The organism is Alkalibacterium psychrotolerans, from assembly GCF_054784355.1.
Genome location: NZ_BAAGPH010000027.1, coordinates 75291 through 96750 on the forward strand (window position 1 = coordinate 75291; position 21460 = coordinate 96750).

Here is a 21460-nt window from a genome sequence, read left to right on the forward strand (position 1 = left end):
GTTTCGTTTTTCTTTAAATTAAAAAGGTGCACGCAAATGCGTGCACCTTTTAAGCTGTCATTATGGATTACTGTTGAAGAACGCATTTAACGCGGACACAATCAGAGCCACGACTAATGCTAAGCCAAAAGAGCTGAAGTCAAATCCGCTGACAAGCGCTGCAGTCAACCACAGCATCAGTCCATTGATGATAAAATAGAACAAACCTAATGTCATAAGCGTTATGGGTAAGGATAAAAATACTAAAATAGGCTTAACAATAATGTTCAGGACACCGAATACAACAGCAGCTATCAAAGCCGTTGCCCAGGTTGAGATTGTAAATCCCTCTAAGAACCCCGCTAAAGCAAGGAATATTATAGTATTGGCTAAAATTCTCTGCCACCATTTCATAGATTAAAAGTCACTCCAGTCTTCCTCTTCTATTTTTTCCGCCTCTTTTCTTTTCGGTTTATCTGATACACTACCGAAAGGAGACGATTTTTTTGTCCGTTCAGAAGGGTCGGAGGGCTTACTCTCTCCGTCTGGCATAACTAATGCCAGAAGCAGGTAAATGGGGACAGTAGATCCCACACCAATAAAGGTTGCCACAACCACTACGACTCTGAGCAAAACCGGGTCTATGTTAAAGTAATCTCCTAACCCACCCAATACTCCGAATATTACTGCATTATCTTTGGATTTTGCCAGTTTTTTCATAATGCACTCCTCTTTTCATCTATATTTATTCTACATCTTTTAACAATATATTTCCCGTAGTCGTTCCTGTAAAGAAATCCAGGGGTTCCTCTCCAGTAACACGCTTAATTTGAGAAATCTGTTCTTCTGATTCAATGGGCTCTATGCCGGACAAGCGACTCTTCACTTTACCGAATGTTGTTTTAGCTTTACCTTCCAAGGCCTTATCTTTCGGTAACGCCAGTTTAACATTTCCGTTCACTGTGTTGGCATTGATACGAATGACTTTGTCGTTTTTCAGTGTCAATTTGATATCACCGTTTGTCGTTGATACATTCGCACTCTCCACACTACCATTGAATGATACCGTGCCATTAACCGAACTTGCCAGCAAATCTTTAAGGGTTGACTCTTCAACGCTGATTGCACCATTTGACCCTTTTGCTTCAAGCATTGTTGCATCCAGCTTCTCAAACGACAGAGCGCCGTTAGTTGATTTAACAAAGACATCCTTAGCTTTACAGTCAGACACTGCTACTTTCCCATTCAGCAAGGTCAGTGAAATGTAGTCATAGGTTCGCTCCGGCAAAATGACTTCCAGTTCAGCGTGGATTCGCTTGTTAGGAATATGACAGGTCAACTTGTCTTCGTCAATAGTTACGGTGCTTCTTGCATCGAAAGATTCTTCAGGTGTGTCTTCGTCCATTTTACCATATAATTTCCCATTGGCTTTAATGACAACCGTGTCATCTCCGCCTTTTTTCAGCGTGATTTTCCCGCTGGCGAGTTTGAAATCCAGAATGCTCGCAGTTGAGTCTTCAAAACGCCACTCTCTTTTGAACTCTTTGGAACTGAGAACCGGCAGTTTAAGGTTGAGCTCCTTCCAGTCAAAATGGCCTAACGCACTTTCCAGGTTGGACTTGACTGTCTGAGTAACGTCACTTTCGGAAGCTTCGTCGAGAGTCTTTTTAAGTCGCTTGGACCATTCTTTTCCAGCAGCCTCAAGTTTGTGACCAGCCTTCGTCAACTCTTCTTCAGCATCTTTCTTCCAATTTTCCGGCAGTTCGAATTGAGTTGTCGCTTGTTTCGCTTTTAAGGTCCATTGTCTCATCTTCGAACGGTTCAACTGTTTGGACAATTCGATTTTTTTATCGGATAAGCGTTTCACATCTCTCTCGAGATTCTCGACTTCTGCTTGCAGCTCCGTTTCTTCTTCCGGATCCACGTCCAGTTCTTTTCTATCAAGAGTAAGCAGCTGTTTATCGAGAGCGTTTATTTCTTCTCTCAATTTCACTATTTCATCGGTTGTGTCTACATCGTCCAATTGCTTAATCAGCTGAAGTTCTGTTTGAATGGCTTTGATTCTTTCGATAATTTTCTGTTTTTCGTAATCCAAAGCCTGACGAGACCGTCCTTGAACATGATTCAATTCTTCTTTTTTATCATTCAGCTGGCTGGTTTTCTGTTCCAGTTCTTCACCGATTTCATCCAGTTCGACTGAGTACTGATTAATCTCAGCAACCAGCTGAGCCAGTTCTTCTTCGGCTTCTTTCTGTTCAGCCGTTCTTTCTCTAGCCTGTTCGTCCTTCACTTCTTCATCGGCCTGTTCAAAGGATGAGTCGAACTCTGCATCATTTTGCTTTCTGTCTTCCTTATTCGCAATAGATTCCAGCAAGTCCAGACCTTCTTCAGTTGATATGACACCTTTTTTCATTAAATCTAAAATACGTTCTCTTTCATTCATGTTGTAGCCTCCTTGTCATGTTTGCACACTACATTCATTGCCTGCGTTCATCGACGGCACCTTACTATCTACTAACTATTATGAATGACTGACCGCACTTTGTCATAGGCCTTGAGACTGATTTTAATTAATTTTAGCTTGATGCCTTACTTGTCGCTTCAAGTAACGGCTTCAAGAAAAAGCCGGTATAACTGTCTTCTGTTTCGGCAATTGTTTCTGGTGTGCCTGTCGCAATAATGCTGCCTCCTCCTGCTCCCCCTTCGGGACCCAGATCGATAATATAATCCGCCACTTTGATAACATCCAGATTGTGTTCAATAACCAGTACCGTATTGCCAGCATCCACCAGACGATCCAGTACTTTGAGCAGACGGGCAATATCATCTGCATGAAGGCCAGTGGTTGGCTCGTCAAGTATATAAAAATTGTGCCCATTCTGTCGTTTATGAAGTTCACTGGCCAGTTTCATACGCTGCGCTTCCCCACCGGACAAAGTCGTTGCCGGCTGTCCAAGGGTGACATAGCCTAAGCCGACATCAATTATCGTCTGAAGTTTTCGTTCAATTTTAGGAATATTCGAGAAGAATTCTACTGCTTCTTCTATTGTCATAGCTAGTACGTCCGCAATGTTTTTACCTTTGTATTTAATTTCAAGCGTTTCTGAATTATAACGTGTCCCCTTACAGACTTCACAGGGAACATAAACATCCGGCAGAAAGTGCATTTCTATTTTAAGAATCCCGTCTCCCTTACAGGCTTCACACCGACCGCCTTTCACATTAAAACTGAAGCGTCCTTTTTTATATCCGCGCATTTTTGCTTCGTTTGTTTTGGCAAATATATCCCTGATGTCATCGAACACACTAGTATACGTCGCCGGGTTACTGCGTGGCGTTCTTCCTATCGGACTTTGGTCAATATCGATTACTTTTTCTATCTGTTCGTAGCCGCTAATCGATGCGTGCTTTCCTGGTCGTGCCTTTGATCTTCCCACTTCTCTGGCTAAAGCTTTTCGTAAAATCTGATTAACGAGAGAACTTTTTCCGGAACCTGATACGCCTGTTACTGAAATAAATCGGCCTAACGGAAAGCTGACATCCACATTTTTCAGATTATTTTCCTGGGCACCTTTTATGACTATTTCACCCTTATCTTCCTCTCTTCTCTGTTCAGGTACAGGAATAGACTTACGTCCGGACAGGTAAGCACCGGTTATGGACGTCGGGTGGTCTAATATTTCCTTTGGCGTGCCTTGCGCGACGACATTTCCGCCTTCTTCTCCCGCACCGGGGCCAATATCAATAATATAGTCTGCCGCCTTCATCGTATCCTCGTCATGTTCCACTACAATGAGGGTATTGCCAAGGTCTCTCATTTTCTTCAGCGATTCAATCAGGCGATTATTATCTCTCTGATGCAGACCAATCGATGGTTCATCCAGAATATACAATACTCCTGAGAGGTTCGATCCTATTTGGGTTGCCAGCCTAATACGCTGCGCTTCCCCTCCTGATAAAGTTCCTGCCTTTCTGCTGAGTGTCAGGTAATCCAAACCGACGTTTTTAAGAAAAGAGAGTCGGTCTTTGATTTCCTTTTTAATCGGTTGAGCAATCGTCTGATCTTTCTCAGACAGCTGCAGTGAATCAATAAAAGCAAAAGATTTTTCTACCGAAAGAAAACTGATTTCTCCAATGTCCATGCCTTCAACTTTTACAGACAAAGCTTCTCTGCTCAATCGTTTGCCATGGCAGACATGACATTCCAGCTCAGTCATATACTGCTGCATCTGATTTCTAGTAAAGTCACTGTTCGTTTCGTGGTAGCGTCTGGAGATATTATTCAAGACACCTTCAAAAGGAATCATCGTGTCACGTACGCTACCGAAGTCATTCTGATAATGAAAATGAAACTTCTTGCCATTTGATCCGTTTAAAATGATGTCCTGTTTCTTTTTAGGAAGCTTTTTGAATGGCACTGTCGTATCGATATCGAAAGCTTCACATGCCTGCGAGAGCATCTGAGGATAATAATTCGAACTGATTGGCTGCCATGGCAGCAGCGCTCCCTCGTCTAAAGACAGAGAACGGTCGGGAATGACCAAATCAATGTCCACTTCGAGCTTGGTTCCTAAGCCGTCACATTCGGAACAGGCACCAAAAGGAGCGTTAAATGAAAACAGGCGCGGCTCCAGAGGAGGAAGCGTGAACCCGCATTTAGGACAGGCATAATGTTCGCTGAACAAGACTTCCTCTTCCCCTATAACGTCAACTAGAACATAACCTTCCGCTAGTGACAAGGCCGATTCCAGCGAGTCAAACAGGCGCGAGCGTATTCCCTCTTTAATAACGATACGGTCAATGATCACTTCAATGGAATGCTTTTTATTTTTATCCAGTTCTATTTCGTCCCCGATATCCATAATTTCATTATCGACTCTTAAACGAACGTACCCTTCACTTTTTATTTTTTCCAGAACTTTTTTGTGCTGACCTTTTTTCTCTTTTACTATGGGCGCCAGTATTTGAAGGCGTGTGCGCTCAGGGTATTCAAGCACCCGGTCCACCATCTGTTCAATCGACTGGCTGGAAATTTCAGTGCCATCGTTAGGGCAGATGGGTTTGCCAATCCTCGCATACATCAGACGCATGTAATCGTTAATTTCTGTTACTGTACCAACCGTGGACCTTGGGTTGTTGCTCGTTGTTTTCTGATCGATAGAGATGGCCGGACTGAGCCCTTCAATGCTATCCACATCCGGCTTGTCCATCTGTCCAAGGAACTGTCTCGCATAAGCTGACAAGGATTCAACATAGCGACGTTGACCTTCAGCATATAGCGTATCGAATGCCAGAGAGCTTTTTCCGGAACCTGAAAGTCCAGTCATGACCACCAGTTTATCTCTGGGAATAGTGACATTGATGTTCTTTAAATTATGCGACCGTGCTCCTCTTACTTCAATCTTATCATTAGCCATTTGAATTCCTACCTTTATAAAGTTTCTTGTGAGTATCTTTCTTTGTCACTCTTATTGTACGTTTTTTAGCTGATTTATTCGACTTAAACACATTTAAAAAGGGTAAATGAAAAGGAAAGAGCGGGGCCCTTTCCTTTTTACTGATATTTAATTATAGCACATCTATTCATCAAAGGCGAATGTCTGTTCTATTTTGTGATGCTTCAGAATGTTTTCCGATAGTTTTTCAAGTTCCTCCTGGTTGGTGAACTCCCCGCTGAGTAAATCAGGCAGGATTTCAGTTAAAAAGTATTGTACTGATGCCAGTTCCTTGAATTCCAGAATCGTATCCAGTGATTCCTGATAGATTTCTGTAAAAAGGCGTTCAGGGTTTCCTTTCTGTATTTCCCCGAATGATTCATAAAGTAAGTCGACTTTATCAGCCACAGATAAAATTTTCCCTTCTAACGTCCCATCTTTACCTTCCTTTAATCGGTCATAATAAATAGAGCGAAATTTTTCTGGGATTTCTTCTTCTATAAAATGGTGGGTCATAGTCTCTTCAACGTGTGCCAATCGTTCTCTTAAATCCGGATCCGCATATTTTACGGGTGTTTTAATATCACCAATAAATATCTCTGAATAGTCATGGTTCAGTGCTTTTTCATACAAGGCTTTCCAGTTTACTTCATTCCCACTTAATTCTTCGACTGTGCCCAAGAATTGAGCTATTTTAGTGACTTTAAATGAATGCTCAGCCACTGAATGCTCTTCATACTTGAACTTTCCCGGACATCGATAAATCTTTTCCAAATCACTTAAACTTTTAAAATAGGCATGCATCCCCATTTTAAATTCCCCCTTTTATGTCTAAAGTTACCTTATACTAGCAAGTATTCGTGAGAGTTTCAATTATTTTCAAGGAAGTGCTCCGGATCGTATACAATTTCAATGGTGGAATGTGTAATCGAATGATCAATGAGTTTTCTGCGAATCGCTTCTTTAAGCTTCTCCTGTTCCAGTACATCGGAACAATCTGTGCTCACTGTTACTGTCAGCGCATGTTCATTTCCATCGATAGACCATATATGCAGATGAGATAGCTTAGATACGGCTGGCAATGAACGGATTTCATCTTCAATCGCTTGCCTGGATAGCGAGTGGGGTGTCGCTTCAAGAAATATTTCTACTGTTTCTTTAAATAACGGCCATGTTCTGACTAGGATAAAGATGGCTACAGCTACAGAGAGGAGCGGATCCAGTACATACCAGTCCGTAAAATGGAGAATCCCACTGACGATGAGGACCCCAATCCACCCCAGCAAATCTTCCAGCATATGGAGATTCAAGAGGTTCTCGGTTTTAGATTTCCCTTTGCTCATTAACCATGCGGAAAACCCATTCGCAGCTATTGCAGCCAAAGACAACAAGAACATTCCCTGATAATTAACAGGTTCCGGATTCAGAACACGGAAGATGGAGTGAAATATAACCAAACCAGCCCCGCCAAACAGAACACCTGACGTCAGCAGTGCCCCCAGAAGAGAAAAGCGCTGATGGCCAAAACTGTACTGATCATTTGCTTCTTTAGTGGATAATTTGTGAAAATAACCCGCAGCCCCGACTGAAAAAGCATCGCCTAAATCATGAACTGCATCACTGACTATAGCCATACTGTTAAACAGGAAGCCAAAAATAAATTCTATGAGCGCAAAAAAGAGATTGAGATAGAAAACCAGTGCTATCTTTCTCGTTGTATCTCCCTCCAGAAGCGATTGGGAAAGACCGTGATGATGGTGATGCTCTCTCGGTTCACCATCAGCTTTTTGCCAGTCAGCTTCTTCTTCAACTACGACAAGCTTCTCAAATTCGAGCATTTTCTTTAATTTAGGTAAATTGGATAGTGACTCGTCAATGTAAAGCTTTCTCTGCTTGTAGTCAATTGTTACCTTGCCATCGGGATAGCTGGATTGTAGTTTCTTTTCGAGACTATCTGCACAGTCAAAACAGTGTATCCCTTTTATTAAATAGTCACTCATGCAGGGTCCTCCTTTTCATTCACATGGGAAAGGACTTGACTCACTATAGAATGGATGTGGTTATCCGAAAGTGAATAGATGCGTTTCTTTCCTTCTTTTCTTGAAACAACTATTCTAGCCTGTTTCAGAACTTTCAGCTGATGGGACAGGCTGGACTGCTCTCTTTTTAACGCTTCCGATAAGCAGGTTACACTCATCGGCTTTTCAGCCAGAACAGTTACTATTTCCAAACGTCCAGAATCACTGATGGCTTTAAAAAGATCTGCAGCCTGCCGGACAGATAATTCATTATGTTTCATTGCTATCACCTTTCACTTCATACTCATATCTATTCATATGTGAATATTACCATATGTTTAGCGAAAAGCAATAGCTAATTATAAATTTAAAATAAAAAGCACTCCCGTCTCCGCAACATTTTTCAGCTGATCTGGCGGGTCGTACTTTTTCATTTTATATAAAGCAAATCACTAGCTCATTTACTTTACTACGTCTATTTCTTCAAGAACTAGCAGTCCTAAACCAAGTGCATCAGCTAAAAGAAAAGACAAAGATATGTTCTTTCTCTGAATGAATTTTGAATTTTATAAGAAAAAATAGATTGACAGATGAATAAGTTTGATATAGCATTTATCTTGTGTTTGAACTATAAGGTTGCAAGAATACTATAAAAGATTAATGTATGAGCATTATGATAATAATTAATTATCTACATGAAAATACAGAACAGCTTTGTCAGGAGGCGAAAATCATTAATAAAGGCCAACTGGAAGCCGAAATAAGTAAGGCCTTAACCCAATGGGAAAAAGACTTTTTGGGTAGAGGATCTGTGATGGTGAAAACTGATATACTCCGAGATATGGTTATTGTCGTCTTAAAGGGTATCCTGACTCCAGCAGAATATAAGCTCTCGGAAACAATAGAGGGGTTATTATCAATAAAAAAAATACGAGCTGACTTAGTTGAAACAGGCAGAGACAAGCTAGGTCAAATTATACAAGAACAAACAGGCAAAGAAGTGGTCTCTTTCCATACCGATATTAGCACCAGAACCGGAGAAAGAGTTATGGTATTCAAGCTAGACTCTGACCTGGAAAAAATTGTCAATAAATAAGAGCACTGGGAGAACTAAAAAAGTTTATTTGGGATTAAACTAAATGAACAGTTTAAGTTAAACCGACTAATTTTTATGAAGGAAGATACGACACTAATTACATGTGTCGTATCTTCCCTCTTAAACTAGTCGGTTTTTTTGTTTTCAAAAGACTTTACACCACACATTTGATAGGAGGACATTAAATTGAATTCAATAGAAATAGCTTTAAGCAACATTCTATCTCCAGCGGTATTATTTTTCATGTTAGGCATTTTTGCATCCTGTAAAAAATCGGATCTAGAAATACCGGACTCAATTGGTTCGGCTGTTACCTTATATGTTTTATTGTCAATTGGATTAAGAGGCGGAGTATCCGTAAGTACAATGGGGTTAGCGGGCATACTAAAATATGTCTTTACTGTAATCTTCATTGGTATTTTAATCACTTCTTTGGTTTATTATATCATGTCTAAAACCGGATTTGATTCAGCTAACGCTGGATCAATCGCTGGTCATCTTGGAGCAGGTAGTAGCGTGACTCTCACATCAACAGTGGTTTTTCTGCAACAAATTGGGGCAAATTTTGAGGCCTTTGTACCTTCTTTATACCCTTTCATGGACACCGCTGCAATTATTACTGCAATCGTGCTTGGACAAGGCGGGATGCAAAAAGAGCCAGTAAAACAAGACGAAAATGTAGACACTTTAAAGAATATATTACATAATTCTTTAACAGGAAAATCAACCATATTGATATTTGGAGGATTTTTTATTGGTCTAATGTCCGGTGTTGAAGGCACAGAGAGCCTTATGTTTTTCTACAATGAAATTTTTCAAGGAGTGTTTACTATCTTCATGCTTGATATAGGATTGCTGACCGGGTCGAGACTCCATGAAATAAAGCATATCAGACCTGCTACTTTTCTATTAGCTTTCATCTTGCCCCCCATTCACGCTACAATTGCCATCATATTAGCCGGTTTTGTTGACTTAAGTCCGGGTGGGGCCACACTTTTTGCAGCCTTAGCCAGTGGTGCTTCCGTCATTACTGCACCTGTAGTAATGAGAGATGCTTTCCCAGAAGCGAACCCTTCCATTGCTCTGGCTGTAGGGTTAGGAATCATTTTCCCTTTTAATATCATTCTTGGCATACCACTTTATTATCAAATGGCCCTTATAGTTTCTTAATACTCTTTTTTTAATTAGCTTTAAAAAAATATACAGGGGGTTATATCTTACCCCCCAACTTTACTGAACCACCAATATTTTAGCATTTTTCCAATATCAGTATACCTACATTATTTTGTTCGTTTGAGGCAACTGTACTTCAATCTATAAAAAAAAGCACATTCCCCTTTTAGCTAAACATGTAGCTAATAAGCAGGTAATGTACTTTTCCAAAAATAATCAGCACCATTTTAGTAGTTATTTCACAACTTCTATCTCTTCAAGCACAATAAGACCTAAGTCATGTGCATCATCTTCATAAATAGTCGTTTCTGTCATCACCAGCTCACCGTCAATACGCTTAATCTTTAATTTGCAGTACGTTCGGTTCATAAATAGGGATTCGGTTAAATCTCCAACCGATGATAATTTTATCTGATTGGCTTCAAGAAGTACATCCCCAATTTCCAGACCCATTCTCTCAGCTGGACTCTCTGGTTTTACCGCTACTATGCGCAAGCCCTCTTCAGCTGGGCCGAATCGGAAATTCCATTTTCTTTCTCTGAGCCTGTGTCTGTAAAGAACAATAATCCCTCCGACCAACAAAACAGCCAGGCCAGCTGCTGCAAATTCTACTTGCCAGAAAGTTAAAGCAAACATCACTACACTGAGTGCGCCTAAGTAGATAAAATCCTTCAGCATCGTATTTTTTGCTTGTGTAGGCATTTGAGCCTGCACCGTATACCTGAAGCCAATCAGGACCGGTACAAAGAGAAAAGAATAACTTTGACTGCCGATTGTAAAGACAGGCCACCACTCAAATAATTGTGTAAATGTTTCTCCCGGCACAATCACTACAAGGGGCAGAAGCCAAAATGGTGTCATACGGTAACGGGCTACTAGCTTCCCTCTCTTTGTTTTTAGAAAACGAGGAGTAAATTGAGTAGTTTTTCCTAAGTGAAGGGTCAGAATTGTGCTCAATAATACCAGCACTGCCAGCACAAAAACGGGACGCACCCCCTGGAAAGACATGATCTCATCTCCAGTAAAAGGAGAATTCCAGTTAGTGAGAATTGTCGAAACAGGTTCATCATAAGAAATGATCTGTCCCAAAATGAGCAGACCTAGGGCAGATAGTGAAAATGTAAAAATAGGATGGATAAAGCGAAAGCCGAATCCAAGCAATAGTACTGTGACAATCTGATAAGCAATTAACCAGTCAATCGTGACCGGTAAACCGGCAACTACTGAAACAAGAGACAAGACAAGGCTAGGTATAAGGCCCCATAAGAAAAATCGTTTATACTCATAGCGCTCTTTGTAGATACTCGTTCTTAATTGACGTCTTGAATAAGCAAAGCGTCTGTTGACAGATAGAACTAAAAGCAGCACACCAATTATAAATGTAGGCTGGATTATGTATAAAAGTAGTGCAAGCAGTGCATTTTGAATAATGGTCATGAGTGTCATCCTTTCCAATATCTTTCCTTGTTATTTTACCATAGTTATTGAAGAATACAGCTCGAAAAATGAGGTCTTCTCATATTTTCTCACTCGTCAAGAGCTCGAATATAGTGAATGCTAAATCTTATCTTAATGAACAGCAGTAGAATAGCCTGCTTGTTTTAGCGACTGTTACTCAGGATTAATAAAAGAAAAAACTTACATGTCAGTAAAGTGTCATGTAAGTTTTCGGTTAGTATTCTGTTAAGGTCGGCCAAAGCCTGCTACATAATTGGACCAGTATCCTGATGTAAAGGATGCAACGGCCACTCCTGTAGATGACTGTGAACCGATGAATCGGCCCCCACCCAGATAAATCCCAACATGGTCAATGGAACCGGACTGGTTAAAGAAAATTAGATCTCCCGGTCTTGCTTCAGATTGGCTCAATCGTCTGCTTGCTCCAAATTGAGCTGCTGCTGTACGCGGAATGGACCGGCCTGAACGCTGAAATACAAACTGTGTATAGCCAGAACAGTCAAATCCTGCTGGAGATGTACCGGTAAATGAGTACGGTGAACCTGTCAGTCCATGCGCTACAGACACAACACCGCTCGACTGAGTCTTCGTTTCAGATGAGGAGATACTACCACTAATCTCTTCCGAATCATTTGAAACGTCTATAGGGTTAGTAGCTTCTGCTGCAGTCCGCGCGCTCTGCATTTCCTCTGAAAGACGCTGGCGTTCCTGCTGTTGAGTCAGCAGCGTTTCTCTTTCCTCAGTTAGTTCTGATCGTTCCAAAGCGATTGAGGCAACGAGCGACTCCTGTTCAGCCAATTGTTCTTCGAGAGTCATCTTAGAATTTTCGAGTTGTGCCGCCAATAAAAACTGTTCTTCCTGCTTTTCAAGTAAATCTCGCTCTCTGACTTGAATGGTCTCCATGTCTTCCACTTGAATAACCATTAAATTCTGATTCGCAGAGACCAATGTACTGACAACTTCGATTCTACCCAGGACATCATTCAATGACTTTGAATCCATTAAAAAACGCACTATATTATTCGACTGGCCGGTTACTTGAACAGCTCGAGCTTGTGCATGTAATTTCGATTCTCTTTTAGTGACTGTTTTTGAAACAGTTTCAATCTCTTTTCGGATGTCTTCCAGTTCATATGTAGTCTGCTCTAGTTGGGCTACTAGTTCTTCCGCTTCACTTTCAGTTACTTGTATCTTTTCTGCAATCCGTTCAATTGCTTCTTCTGCTTCACTTTCTTTATCGGCCAGACTGCTCATTCTTTCTGAATGACTGCCTTCTGTTAAAGGTGCTGCATATGAATGCTGAGGGCTTACTCCCATAGCTGCTACCCCACTTATGCCTACTACTGTGATTATCATCAGTCTTTTCTTAAAATCCACGTCTGTCTGCCTTCTTCCTGCTATTCTATTTTATATGTATAAGAGAGGGGGGCTGCCCCTCTCTAAAATGATTAAACTTTCAAGAATTTTCTTATGGATAGTGCTGAACCGAAACTACCAATTCCAACCCCTATTGCTAAAAGCAATACAACAATTTGAATCAGGAAGGGATTAGGTGGCAGTAAGGCGAAGTACGTACCTGACAAGTAGCTCATCATAGTATCAAATCCGGAAAGATAAATATAGGAAATGATAGATACTGGAATCAACGCACCGATGAAACCAATCAGAGCCCCTTCAATGAGGAATGGCCATCTGATAAACCAGTTTGTTGCCCCTACCAGCTTCATGATTTCAATTTCAGTTTTTCTAGAAAAGATAGTTATTCTAATGGTATTCGCAATGAGGAATACAGCTGTGAAAATCAGAGCCACTATAATGACTGCTCCAACATTTCTGACAGTTTCCATGACCTCAAATAATCGGTCAGCAGTCGCTCCCCCGTAGTTGACGTCTGCGACATAACTTAACTCTTCAGCCTGATCGGCAACATCAGCCGTTGCTTCAGGAGCGGTCGTATTAAGGATAAAGACATCGTGAAGAGGATTATCATCCCCCTCAAACAATCCAAATTCATCCCCATAACTGCCTATGACCTGACTCAGTTCTTCATCACGGCTCGAATAAACCACTAATTCAACCTCATCAATGTCTTCAAGATTCTGCTGTAGTTCGTCCTGATTTTCTTCTTCTGCTGCCAAGTCAATGTAAACACGTACACTAACATCTTCTTCCACGTCCGAAGCCAATTTATTGACATTCAATAGGATGGCTATGAAGCTTCCGACCAGCAGTAATGTTACCGCAACTGCACTGACCGCCGCCAAACTCATCCAGCCATTTCGTTTAATGCTTTTAAAAGATTCTTTTATGTGTCTCCAGAATGTTCTAGCCTTCATATTCGTATAGGCCCTCCTCTTGATCACGAGCGATACGGCCATTCTCTACTGCTAAAACACGGTGTCTAACACGGTTAACAATATCGCTGTTGTGTGTTGCCATAATAATTGTCGTTCCTTGATTGTTGATTTCTTCCAATACGTCCATAATTCCCCAAGCTGTTTCCGGATCCAGGTTACCTGTTGGCTCATCTGCAATCAGAACTCTTGGCATATTAGCAATTGCTCGGGCTATGGCCACACGCTGCTGTTCCCCACCTGACAACTCATTCGGAAACATACGAACTTTATGTTTAAGACCCACTAGCTCAAGCACTTCTAAGACGCGCTTTTGAATCTGCTTAGGTTTTTTGCCAACTACCTGCATAGCGTAGGCGACATTTTCAAAAACTGTCAGACGTGGCAGCAATTTAAAGTCCTGATAGACTACTCCCACAAAACGTCGTAAATAAGGAACCTTTTTGGCTTTTAAATTCACCAGGTCAAAGTCTCCCACTTTTACTGTTCCTTTGGTTGGAACTTCTTCTCTATAAATCATTTTAATAAATGTCGATTTTCCTGCCCCACTGGGACCCACTACATAAACAAAATCACCCTGATCAATCTTTACGTCTAACCCGTTAATAGCAGTAATGCCATTGGGATATTTTTTATAGACATTAGACATTTCAATCATTAAATAATCACCTATCTGTTTTAAATTTACGTTCTATCAATCAGAACACGCATGGCTCTAAGGTATTTCTTACCTTAAACAGTATATCATTGCTGATGTAGATGTCTGTTTTAAACAAATTACAATATTGTTTCAAACGGCACGGCGAACTAAATAAGTCTAAAGTTGAGTTTAGTACGCGAGAATAAACTTCTTCCGCTCTCCACTTCAGCTTATTTTTCTTGCCGAAAAAGGTTTGAGCGATGAAAATGACGGTTTAAACACGCTTTATTGTGGTTTGCCTTACCACCTTACAAACACCCGCAATACTTGGTATAGTATCTGAGAAATATGGCAGAAATTTGACATCTTTAGAATTAAACCTTTAAAACTGTTTTATACTGGTTTAATTTAGAATATTAATAAATATCACTTATACTGAGTGATTAACGATACTGCCCCATCCTGCCCGTTATTTTAGCTGCGTATTCACTTCAGCAACGACTATAGTGTCCAAACCGGCAAAAAGAACAGCCAGTAAAGCAGCTGTTCTTTTTTGTATATTCATCCTCGAATTGTATAAATACCCTTTTTAATTCATAGTCAGACGCAGATAAGCTTCGATAAATTCATCAATGTCTCCGTCCATAACGGCATCCGTGTTCCCAGTTTCCTTATCAGTACGATGGTCTTTAACCATTGAATACGGGTGGAAAACATAAGAACGAATCTGTGAACCCCAGCCTATTTCTTTCTGTTCCCCTCTGATTTCAGCCATTTCCTGCTGCTGCTCTTCAACTTGTTTCTGATAGAGTTTGGCTTTCAGCATATTCATCGCCTGCTCACGGTTTGCAAGCTGAGAGCGTCCAGCCTGACTGGATGCAACAAGCCCCGTTTCCTTGTGCGTGATACGGACAGCTGATTCGGTTTTGTTGATGTGCTGGCCACCGGCTCCACTTGCTCGGAACGTGTCTACTCTAATGTCATCGGGGTTGATCGTGATATCGATGTCCTCGTTTATTTCTGGAATCACATCAACCGATACAAAGGATGTGTGTCGTCTTCCACTGGAATCAAACGGGGATATGCGAACCAGTCGATGGACCCCTTTTTCTGCTTTCAGCATACCGTACGCATGCAGACCTTTGACGAGAAGAGTCACACTTTTAATACCTGCTTCGTCACCATTCTGATAATCCAGCACTTCATAGGTGAAGCCTTTCTTATCAAACCATCGGGTATACATGCGGTACAGCATTTCTCCCCAGTCCTGCGATTCAGTACCTCCCGCACCTGGATGAAGCTCCAGAATGGCATTGCTGTTATCGTACGGATCACTCAACAGCATATCCAGTTCGAAGCTCTCTACCTGGTCAGTCAGTTCTGCTATATTTGATTCAATTTCGCCTTTAATATCTTCATCCGGTTCTTCACGGTACATTTCTAGCAGCAGTTCGATTTCTTCCACAGCTTGCTCAATCGACTGAAAATTCTGATACACACTTTTCACTTCATTCGCTTCTTTTATCGTCTTCTGTGCTGTTTCCTGGTTATTCCAGAATTCAGGATCGGCCATAATGTGATCATATTCTGCAATATCCGTTTCCATCGTCTCTAAGTCAAAGAGACCCCCTGAAGTCTTCAAGTTTTTCTCTAGCTGACGATAATTTCTGGTTAATTTCACTTATTTCCATTGTTTTCCTCCATTTTTTAGCTAAGCAAAAGGAACAGATATAATATCCGTTCCTTTTGAAAACTATGATTATTAGCCCATTCTCGTTGTTGTTTCTTCATCGTGAGAATAGGTTGGTTTCTCATTTTTGCGACGCACCTGCTGTTTCTTGCTTCCATTAGGTGTAGTCTGTTCACGCTGCAGATTCTGTCTGATTTGTGACTTCATAAGCAGTCGAGTCACTTCATATTCAATTTCACCAATCATTTCTTCAAACAGAGTAAAGCCTTCTTGCTGATATTCTGTCAATGGATTGAACTGACCGTAAGATCTTAGTCCAATCCCCTGTCTCAGCTGGTCCATCTGATCGATATGATCTGTCCATTTACGGTCAACGACTCGCAGTATGACAACTTTTTCAAATTCAAGAACTTGATCCAGTCCATTCAATTGAGACGTTTTCTCTTCATAATTTGATTTGGCAAGGTCAACTAACATGTTTTCAATTTCTTTAGATGATTTGCCCTTCAAGTCATCTATTGTTAAATCTTCTGGATGAACGAGTACTGTATGAGCAAACTCTTCGATGTGCTCAAGATTCCATTTAGACGAATCTTCCTGCTGAGTATTGATTTGTACTGTGCGTTCAATCGTTCTTCTAATCATCGGAATAGTCACGTAATTTAGTGATTCAGTTTCCATAATGACTTCCTGACGTTGAGAATAAATGACCTCACGCTGTTCTCTCATAACATCATCGTATTTCAGGACGTTACGTCTTGTATCATAGTTGTTTCCTTCTACACGCTTCTGCGCGGACTCAACCTGACGGCTAATCATTCTGCTCTGAATAACGGCATCATCTTCAGCAATTTTCAGTTGCTCAAGAACCATGCGGATACGTTCGGAACCGAAACGCTTCATTAAATCATCTTCCAGAGACAGGTAGAATTGAGATACACCAGGGTCTCCCTGACGACCTGAACGTCCTCTCAGCTGGTTGTCAATACGTCTGGACTCGTGACGCTCTGTACCAATAACAGCCAGTCCGCCGGCTTCTTTCACGCCAGGGCCGAGTTTAATATCGGTTCCTCGACCAGCCATGTTGGTCGCGATAGTCACGACGCCGGGTTGACCCGCATTGACGACAATTTCAGCCTCTCTGAAGTGATTCTTCGCATTGAGTACTTCGTGAGGAATGTTTTCTTTTTTCAGCAGACTGCTGATAAGCTCTGAGGTTTCAACCGCAACCGTACCAACCAGAATAGGCTGACCTTTTGCGTGACGCTCTTTGATGTCATCTACAACAGCATTGAACTTGCTTTCGAGTGTCGGATAAAGCAAATCATCACGATCATCACGAACAAGCGGGCGGTTAGTAGGAATAGCAACAACATTCATGTTATAAATTTCTCTGAACTCTTCTTCTTCTGTTTTGGCTGTACCCGTCATACCGGACAGCTTTCTGTACATACGGAAGTAGTTCTGGAAAGTGATGGTTGCCATTGTTTTTGATTCTTTTTGAATTTCGACATTTTCTTTTGCTTCAATTGCCTGATGCAGGCCGTCTGAATAACGACGCCCTTCCATAATTCGACCGGTAAACTGGTCGACAATTTTGACTTTATCTTCATCCACCACGTAATCGAAGTCTTTGTGCATGATAAAGTTGGCTCTCAGTGACTGGTCCAAGTGATGCACCAGTGCCTGGTTTTCAATATCGTACAGGTTAGTAACGCGGAATGTACGCTCGGCTTTTTCAATTCCTTCTTCTGTCAGTGAAACAGATTTGGACTGCAGATCAATGGTGTAGTCCTCTTCTTCTTTCAAGCCCTTAATGAAAAAGTCACAACGGGTGTAGAAAGAAGTGGAGCGGTTTGCCTGCCCGGAAATAATCAGAGGTGTTCTCGCTTCATCGATTAAGATGGAGTCAACCTCATCCAGAATAGCAAAGTTCAGTGGTCTTTGAACCATCTGCTCTTTATAAACAACCATATTGTCTCTCAGATAATCAAATCCAAGCTCATTGTTAGTGGAATAAGTGATATCAGAGTTGTAGGCATCTCTTTTTTCCTCTGAAGATTTTTCATTCAGGTTAAGACCAACAGTCAGCCCCATCCATCGGTAAAGTTCACCCATTTCGTCCGAGTCACGTGTAGCCAGGTAATCATTGACTGTAACCACGTGAACACCGTCTCCTGAGATTGCATTCAAGTATACAGGCATAGTCGCAGTCAAAGTTTTACCTTCACCGGTTTTCATTTCAGAGATATTCCCTTCATGCAAGGCAATACCACCCATTAACTGAACGCGGAACGGATAAAGGCCTAGAACACGTCTGGCTGCTTCTCTGACAGTCGCAAACGCCTCAGTTAAGAGGTCATCCAGGGACTCATTAGCTGCATAACGTTTCTTGAATTCTTCAGTTTTCGCTTTAAGTTCTTCATCGGACAACGCAGCCATAGTGTCGGACAGCGCTTCAATTTTATCGGCCATTTTACCGTAACGCCGTAAAGTCTTTTTATCATTTTCAAATATTCTCTTTAACAAATGAGCCATGAATACAAATCTCCTCTATTGTTGTTTCTTTAATACATTTCTGGATTTTCTCATACTGTATTATCATACCACTATTGGCATGCAAAAAAAAGCCTTCTATGCGTATATATAGACAAGTGTGTTAATTTGTTCAAAAAAAGAGACGAGCTTGGAAGCCCGCCTCATAAAGCACTCATTAATCTGTTTCAATAAGACCGTATTTGCCGTCTTTACGTTTGTAGACAATGCTGGTTCCATTTGTTTCAGCATCTTCAAAGATAAAGAAATTATGTCCTAGCATATCCATCTGAAGGACGGCTTCTTCGGCATCCATCGGCTTCAAGCTTAAACGTTTTGTTCTGACGATTGATGCACTTAACTCTTCGTCTTCATCCTCGATATTGATGTCCGCCCACAAATCATTGTCTACTGGCTGAGGGGCATCGACACCTTGAGAGCGACGATTCTTACGATTAATTTTTGTTTTGTATTTTCGCATTTGTCGTTCAAGTTTATCAACGACTAAATCTACGCTTCCATATAAATCTGGGGAAGTTTCTTCCGCACGAAGTACCACATACGGGAGTGGAACAGTGACCTCAACTTTAGCAGTCTTGTCTGAGTATGTTTTCAGATTAACGTGTGCGTTGGCTTCCGGCACATCGTTAAAGTATTTTTCAATCTTGCCGACTTTCTTCTCGACATACTCTCTAATTGCCTGAGTCACCTCAATGTTTTCTCCTCTAACATTGTATCTAAGCATAATACTTCACCCTTCCAAATCTAGTATAGTATGAAAACACCTGGCTCCCATACCATCTCCAAGCAAATGTGATTACTTTGCTTAAGTTAATTATACATGAGAGCGATTACTATCTCAATAAAATTGAATTAAGGAATGCACACCTTATCGGAACAGGGATATTGAGCTTATAGATGCCGGATTATACTGTGACAGGAGATCTGCAGCATGGTAAATTGTGCGGCCCGTTGTGTAAATGTCGTCTACTATAATTAGATGTTTTCCATTAATTTTTGCTTCCAGCCCGTCTTTTACTGTGAACGGCTGTGGACTCTGGAGGCGTTCACTCCTATTTTTCCTTGACTGTTTTTCATGCTGAAACGTATTGTCCAGTACCTGCTGGTAGTCTACCTTTGCGTAATCAAGCAGTAGTTCAGTCTGATTGAATCCTCTGTTTTCCAGAGACTGTCTGGAGATTGGTATAGGAATAATCAGAGAAGGATGAGGACAGTTCAATGTCAGCTCTTTCATTTCTTCAGAAACAACTGCAGCCAGTTCACAGTCTCCTAAAAATTTATACTGACTGACTATTTCTTTTGCAAATGCATTATAAGCGTATATCGCCCGGTGATTCAGCTCAATATGAGGATACTGTTTTCTCCATAGAAGACAATCCTGACAGATTTCTTCCTCCTCAGACATCCTGGAACAGCCCCTACATTGTTTTTCATTATCCAGCCTGTTCAACTGACTACTACAGGCTGAACAAAACGGCTTTTTTTTACAGTGAAACAAAATCAGTTCCTTAATCGATACTGTGTGTATCACTTCTTCATTGCACCACATACATCTACTCACTTTAACAACCCTCTTTTTGAAGCTAGACGGTTCATTCCTTTAATTTCTCTCACGGCCCCTTTCATCTCACGCGTCATGTGCTCGCAGTAAAACGTCACGTCTCCTTCCGGAAATTCTTGAGAACGACCGGCGCGACCCGCTATCTGTATTAAGGCAGCTTCTGTATATACTTTGTGTTCGGCTTGAAAGACAATGACGTCAACTGCACTGAATGTCACTCCTCTTTCCAGAATAGTCGTGGTTACTAAAAAATCATAGTGACCCAAACGCATCTGAGCTACTTTTTTGCTTCTTTTACTGTCCTTGGAATGAACACTGTCAAACCTGCAGTGGTTGAACAGCCTATTCAGTTCCTTCATCACCGTTTCCATCAGTCTGATAGTCGGAATAAACAGAAGAAACTTTTGCCTGCGCTTAATCAATTTATGCATATGCTGATAACAGACCGGAAGAGTACCGCTGAAACTCGCTGTATAGTTCATGCGTACAATTTCTGGCACTGGAAGTGGATACCCATGATAACGGGCTGGGAGTATGCTCGCCTCAATAGTATGAGCCTTAATTTTTTTCTTTAACCGTCGATCAGGCGTAGCGGTCAGGTAAATGGTGCTTGCCTCCTGTTTAACGGCTTTTGCGGCAGCATAATACAGCATATCATTCAAGAAAAAAGGGAATGCATCAATTTCATCAATTACCAGCACGTCGAATGCCTCTCTGAAGCGAAGCAGCTGGTGGGTGGTGGCGATGACCAACTGGGTATAGGCATAGGTTTCCTTTGAGTGTCCATGCAGCACTGAAAGACTTGTTTCTGGGAAGGCCTTTTTCAGTCTTGGAGCGAGTTCCACACAGACATCAACCCTCGGTGTTGCAATGCAGACTCTTTTACTCGCGTCTAGTGCATCCCCTATCCCTTGGAACAACATTTCAGTTTTCCCCGCTCCCGTTACAGCCCAGACGACTCGTTCGCTATTTGACTGAATTGACAGAGTAATCTCCCTGGACGCTTTTCTCTGCTGTTCAGAGAGCTGTCCCTGCCATCTAAGACTAGGCGCTATTGCAAGAGAGAACTTATTGGGTTCTTCAAGTGTTATGAGAGTGTCACACTCCCGGACTTTTCCTAAAATCAAGCATGCTTTACAGTATAAACACGTCTCCCCGCACACACAGGGAGACGGGTGTTTCATTTTCACAACTGTACCGCAACGCTCACAGCGATAGCGTCCATGTGATCTGGATAATGCCGGTCGATTATTTATACTTTTCAGTTTTGCTTCTGTCAGCTGAGTAACTGCCTGGACGTCTCTTAGAAGTAACTCTCTTCCGTATAGTAAGGTTTCCTCCTTCAATTCCATGCCTCTATTCTTTTTACTCTTATCACTAGTGTTGCATTAAAATAGTAACCTGTTCCATGGCATAAAAAAATCCTTTATACTAGTACTTGGATGACTTATCCAAGACCAATACAAAGGATCTACGCATGGATAAGTATAAAACAAAAAT

The 21460-nt window shown here is 41.4% G+C and carries 18 protein-coding genes; 2 read left to right on the top strand and 16 right to left on the bottom strand.

The window, feature by feature from the left end; all coding sequences use genetic code 11:
• Positions 1-60: 60 nt before the first annotated feature.
• The 7 genes from ACYVLS_RS04590 to ACYVLS_RS04620 all read right to left on the bottom strand — a co-directional run bounded on the left by ACYVLS_RS04590 (position 61) and on the right by ACYVLS_RS04620 (position 7713).
• Positions 61-393, bottom strand: coding sequence for a phage holin family protein (locus ACYVLS_RS04590; protein WP_460321742.1), 333 nt, complete (start codon positions 391-393; stop codon positions 61-63).
• 3 nt (positions 394-396) lie between these two features.
• Positions 397-699 (bottom strand): PspC domain-containing protein, encoded by a 303-nt coding sequence (locus tag ACYVLS_RS04595; RefSeq protein ID WP_460321745.1) that lies wholly within the window; start codon positions 697-699, stop codon positions 397-399.
• Positions 700-724: 25 nt separating this feature from the next.
• Entirely contained in the window at positions 725-2422 is a 1698-nt protein-coding gene (gene liaX, locus ACYVLS_RS04600; RefSeq protein WP_460321748.1) for a daptomycin-sensing surface protein LiaX, read from the bottom strand.
• Between the two features lie 133 nt (positions 2423-2555).
• Positions 2556-5396, bottom strand: a complete 2841-nt coding sequence (uvrA, locus tag ACYVLS_RS04605; RefSeq protein ID WP_460321751.1) for an excinuclease ABC subunit UvrA — start codon at positions 5394-5396, stop codon at positions 2556-2558.
• 162 nt (positions 5397-5558) lie between these two features.
• Entirely contained in the window at positions 5559-6224 is a 666-nt protein-coding gene (locus tag ACYVLS_RS04610; protein WP_460321753.1) for an HD domain-containing protein, read from the bottom strand.
• A gap of 59 nt (positions 6225-6283) precedes the next feature.
• Entirely contained in the window at positions 6284-7414 is a 1131-nt protein-coding gene (locus tag ACYVLS_RS04615; RefSeq protein ID WP_460321756.1) for a cation diffusion facilitator family transporter, read from the bottom strand.
• Complete coding sequence (locus tag ACYVLS_RS04620; RefSeq protein ID WP_460321759.1) at positions 7411-7713, bottom strand: ArsR/SmtB family transcription factor; 303 nt, start codon at positions 7711-7713, stop codon at positions 7411-7413. Before ACYVLS_RS04620 ends, ACYVLS_RS04615 begins: the two co-directional genes overlap by 4 nt.
• Before the next feature lie 383 nt (positions 7714-8096).
• On the opposite strand from ACYVLS_RS04620, the gene ACYVLS_RS04625 reads away from it, so the two are divergent.
• Both ACYVLS_RS04625 and ACYVLS_RS04630 read left to right on the top strand, forming a co-directional pair.
• On the top strand, positions 8097-8528 hold the full coding sequence (locus ACYVLS_RS04625; protein ID WP_460321761.1) for a Na-translocating system protein MpsC family protein: 432 nt from the start codon (positions 8097-8099) through the stop codon (positions 8526-8528).
• Between the two features lie 186 nt (positions 8529-8714).
• A complete protein-coding gene (locus ACYVLS_RS04630; RefSeq protein WP_460321763.1) occupies positions 8715-9698 on the top strand; it encodes a sodium-dependent bicarbonate transport family permease in 984 nt (327 codons plus the stop codon).
• 237 nt (positions 9699-9935) lie between these two features.
• On the opposite strand, the gene ACYVLS_RS04635 is transcribed toward ACYVLS_RS04630, so the two are convergent.
• The 9 genes from ACYVLS_RS04635 to ACYVLS_RS04675 all read right to left on the bottom strand — a co-directional run bounded on the left by ACYVLS_RS04635 (position 9936) and on the right by ACYVLS_RS04675 (position 21312).
• Positions 9936-11138: a PDZ domain-containing protein gene (locus ACYVLS_RS04635; protein ID WP_460321766.1), complete on the bottom strand. Its 1203-nt coding sequence runs from the start codon at positions 11136-11138 to the stop codon at positions 9936-9938.
• A 246-nt stretch (positions 11139-11384) separates the two neighbouring features.
• A complete protein-coding gene (locus ACYVLS_RS04640) occupies positions 11385-12536 on the bottom strand; it encodes a C40 family peptidase (RefSeq protein WP_460321768.1) in 1152 nt (383 codons plus the stop codon).
• 71 nt (positions 12537-12607) lie between these two features.
• Positions 12608-13495 carry a permease-like cell division protein FtsX gene (gene ftsX, locus ACYVLS_RS04645; RefSeq protein WP_460321771.1) on the bottom strand — a complete coding sequence of 296 codons (888 nt, stop codon included), beginning with the start codon at positions 13493-13495 and terminating at the stop codon, positions 12608-12610.
• Positions 13485-14171, bottom strand: a complete 687-nt coding sequence (ftsE, locus tag ACYVLS_RS04650; protein ID WP_460321772.1) for a cell division ATP-binding protein FtsE — start codon at positions 14169-14171, stop codon at positions 13485-13487. The genes ftsX and ftsE overlap by 11 nt, the downstream gene beginning before the upstream one ends.
• A gap of 571 nt (positions 14172-14742) precedes the next feature.
• A protein-coding gene (gene prfB, locus ACYVLS_RS04655) for a peptide chain release factor 2 (RefSeq protein ID WP_460321774.1) occupies positions 14743-15844 on the bottom strand; the annotation gives its coding sequence in 2 pieces (ribosomal slippage) (positions 14743-15771 and positions 15773-15844; 1101 coding nt in all).
• 71 nt (positions 15845-15915) lie between these two features.
• Positions 15916-18381, bottom strand: coding sequence for a preprotein translocase subunit SecA (gene secA, locus ACYVLS_RS04660; RefSeq protein ID WP_460321777.1), 2466 nt, complete (start codon positions 18379-18381; stop codon positions 15916-15918).
• A 175-nt stretch (positions 18382-18556) separates the two neighbouring features.
• Positions 18557-19123, bottom strand: coding sequence for a ribosome hibernation-promoting factor, HPF/YfiA family (hpf, locus tag ACYVLS_RS04665; protein WP_460321779.1), 567 nt, complete (start codon positions 19121-19123; stop codon positions 18557-18559).
• A 144-nt stretch (positions 19124-19267) separates the two neighbouring features.
• Positions 19268-19804, bottom strand: a complete 537-nt coding sequence (locus ACYVLS_RS04670) for a ComF family protein (RefSeq protein WP_460321781.1) — start codon at positions 19802-19804, stop codon at positions 19268-19270.
• A gap of 152 nt (positions 19805-19956) precedes the next feature.
• Positions 19957-21312, bottom strand: coding sequence for a DEAD/DEAH box helicase (locus tag ACYVLS_RS04675; protein WP_460321783.1), 1356 nt, complete (start codon positions 21310-21312; stop codon positions 19957-19959).
• Between the last annotated feature and the right edge of the window lie 148 nt (positions 21313-21460).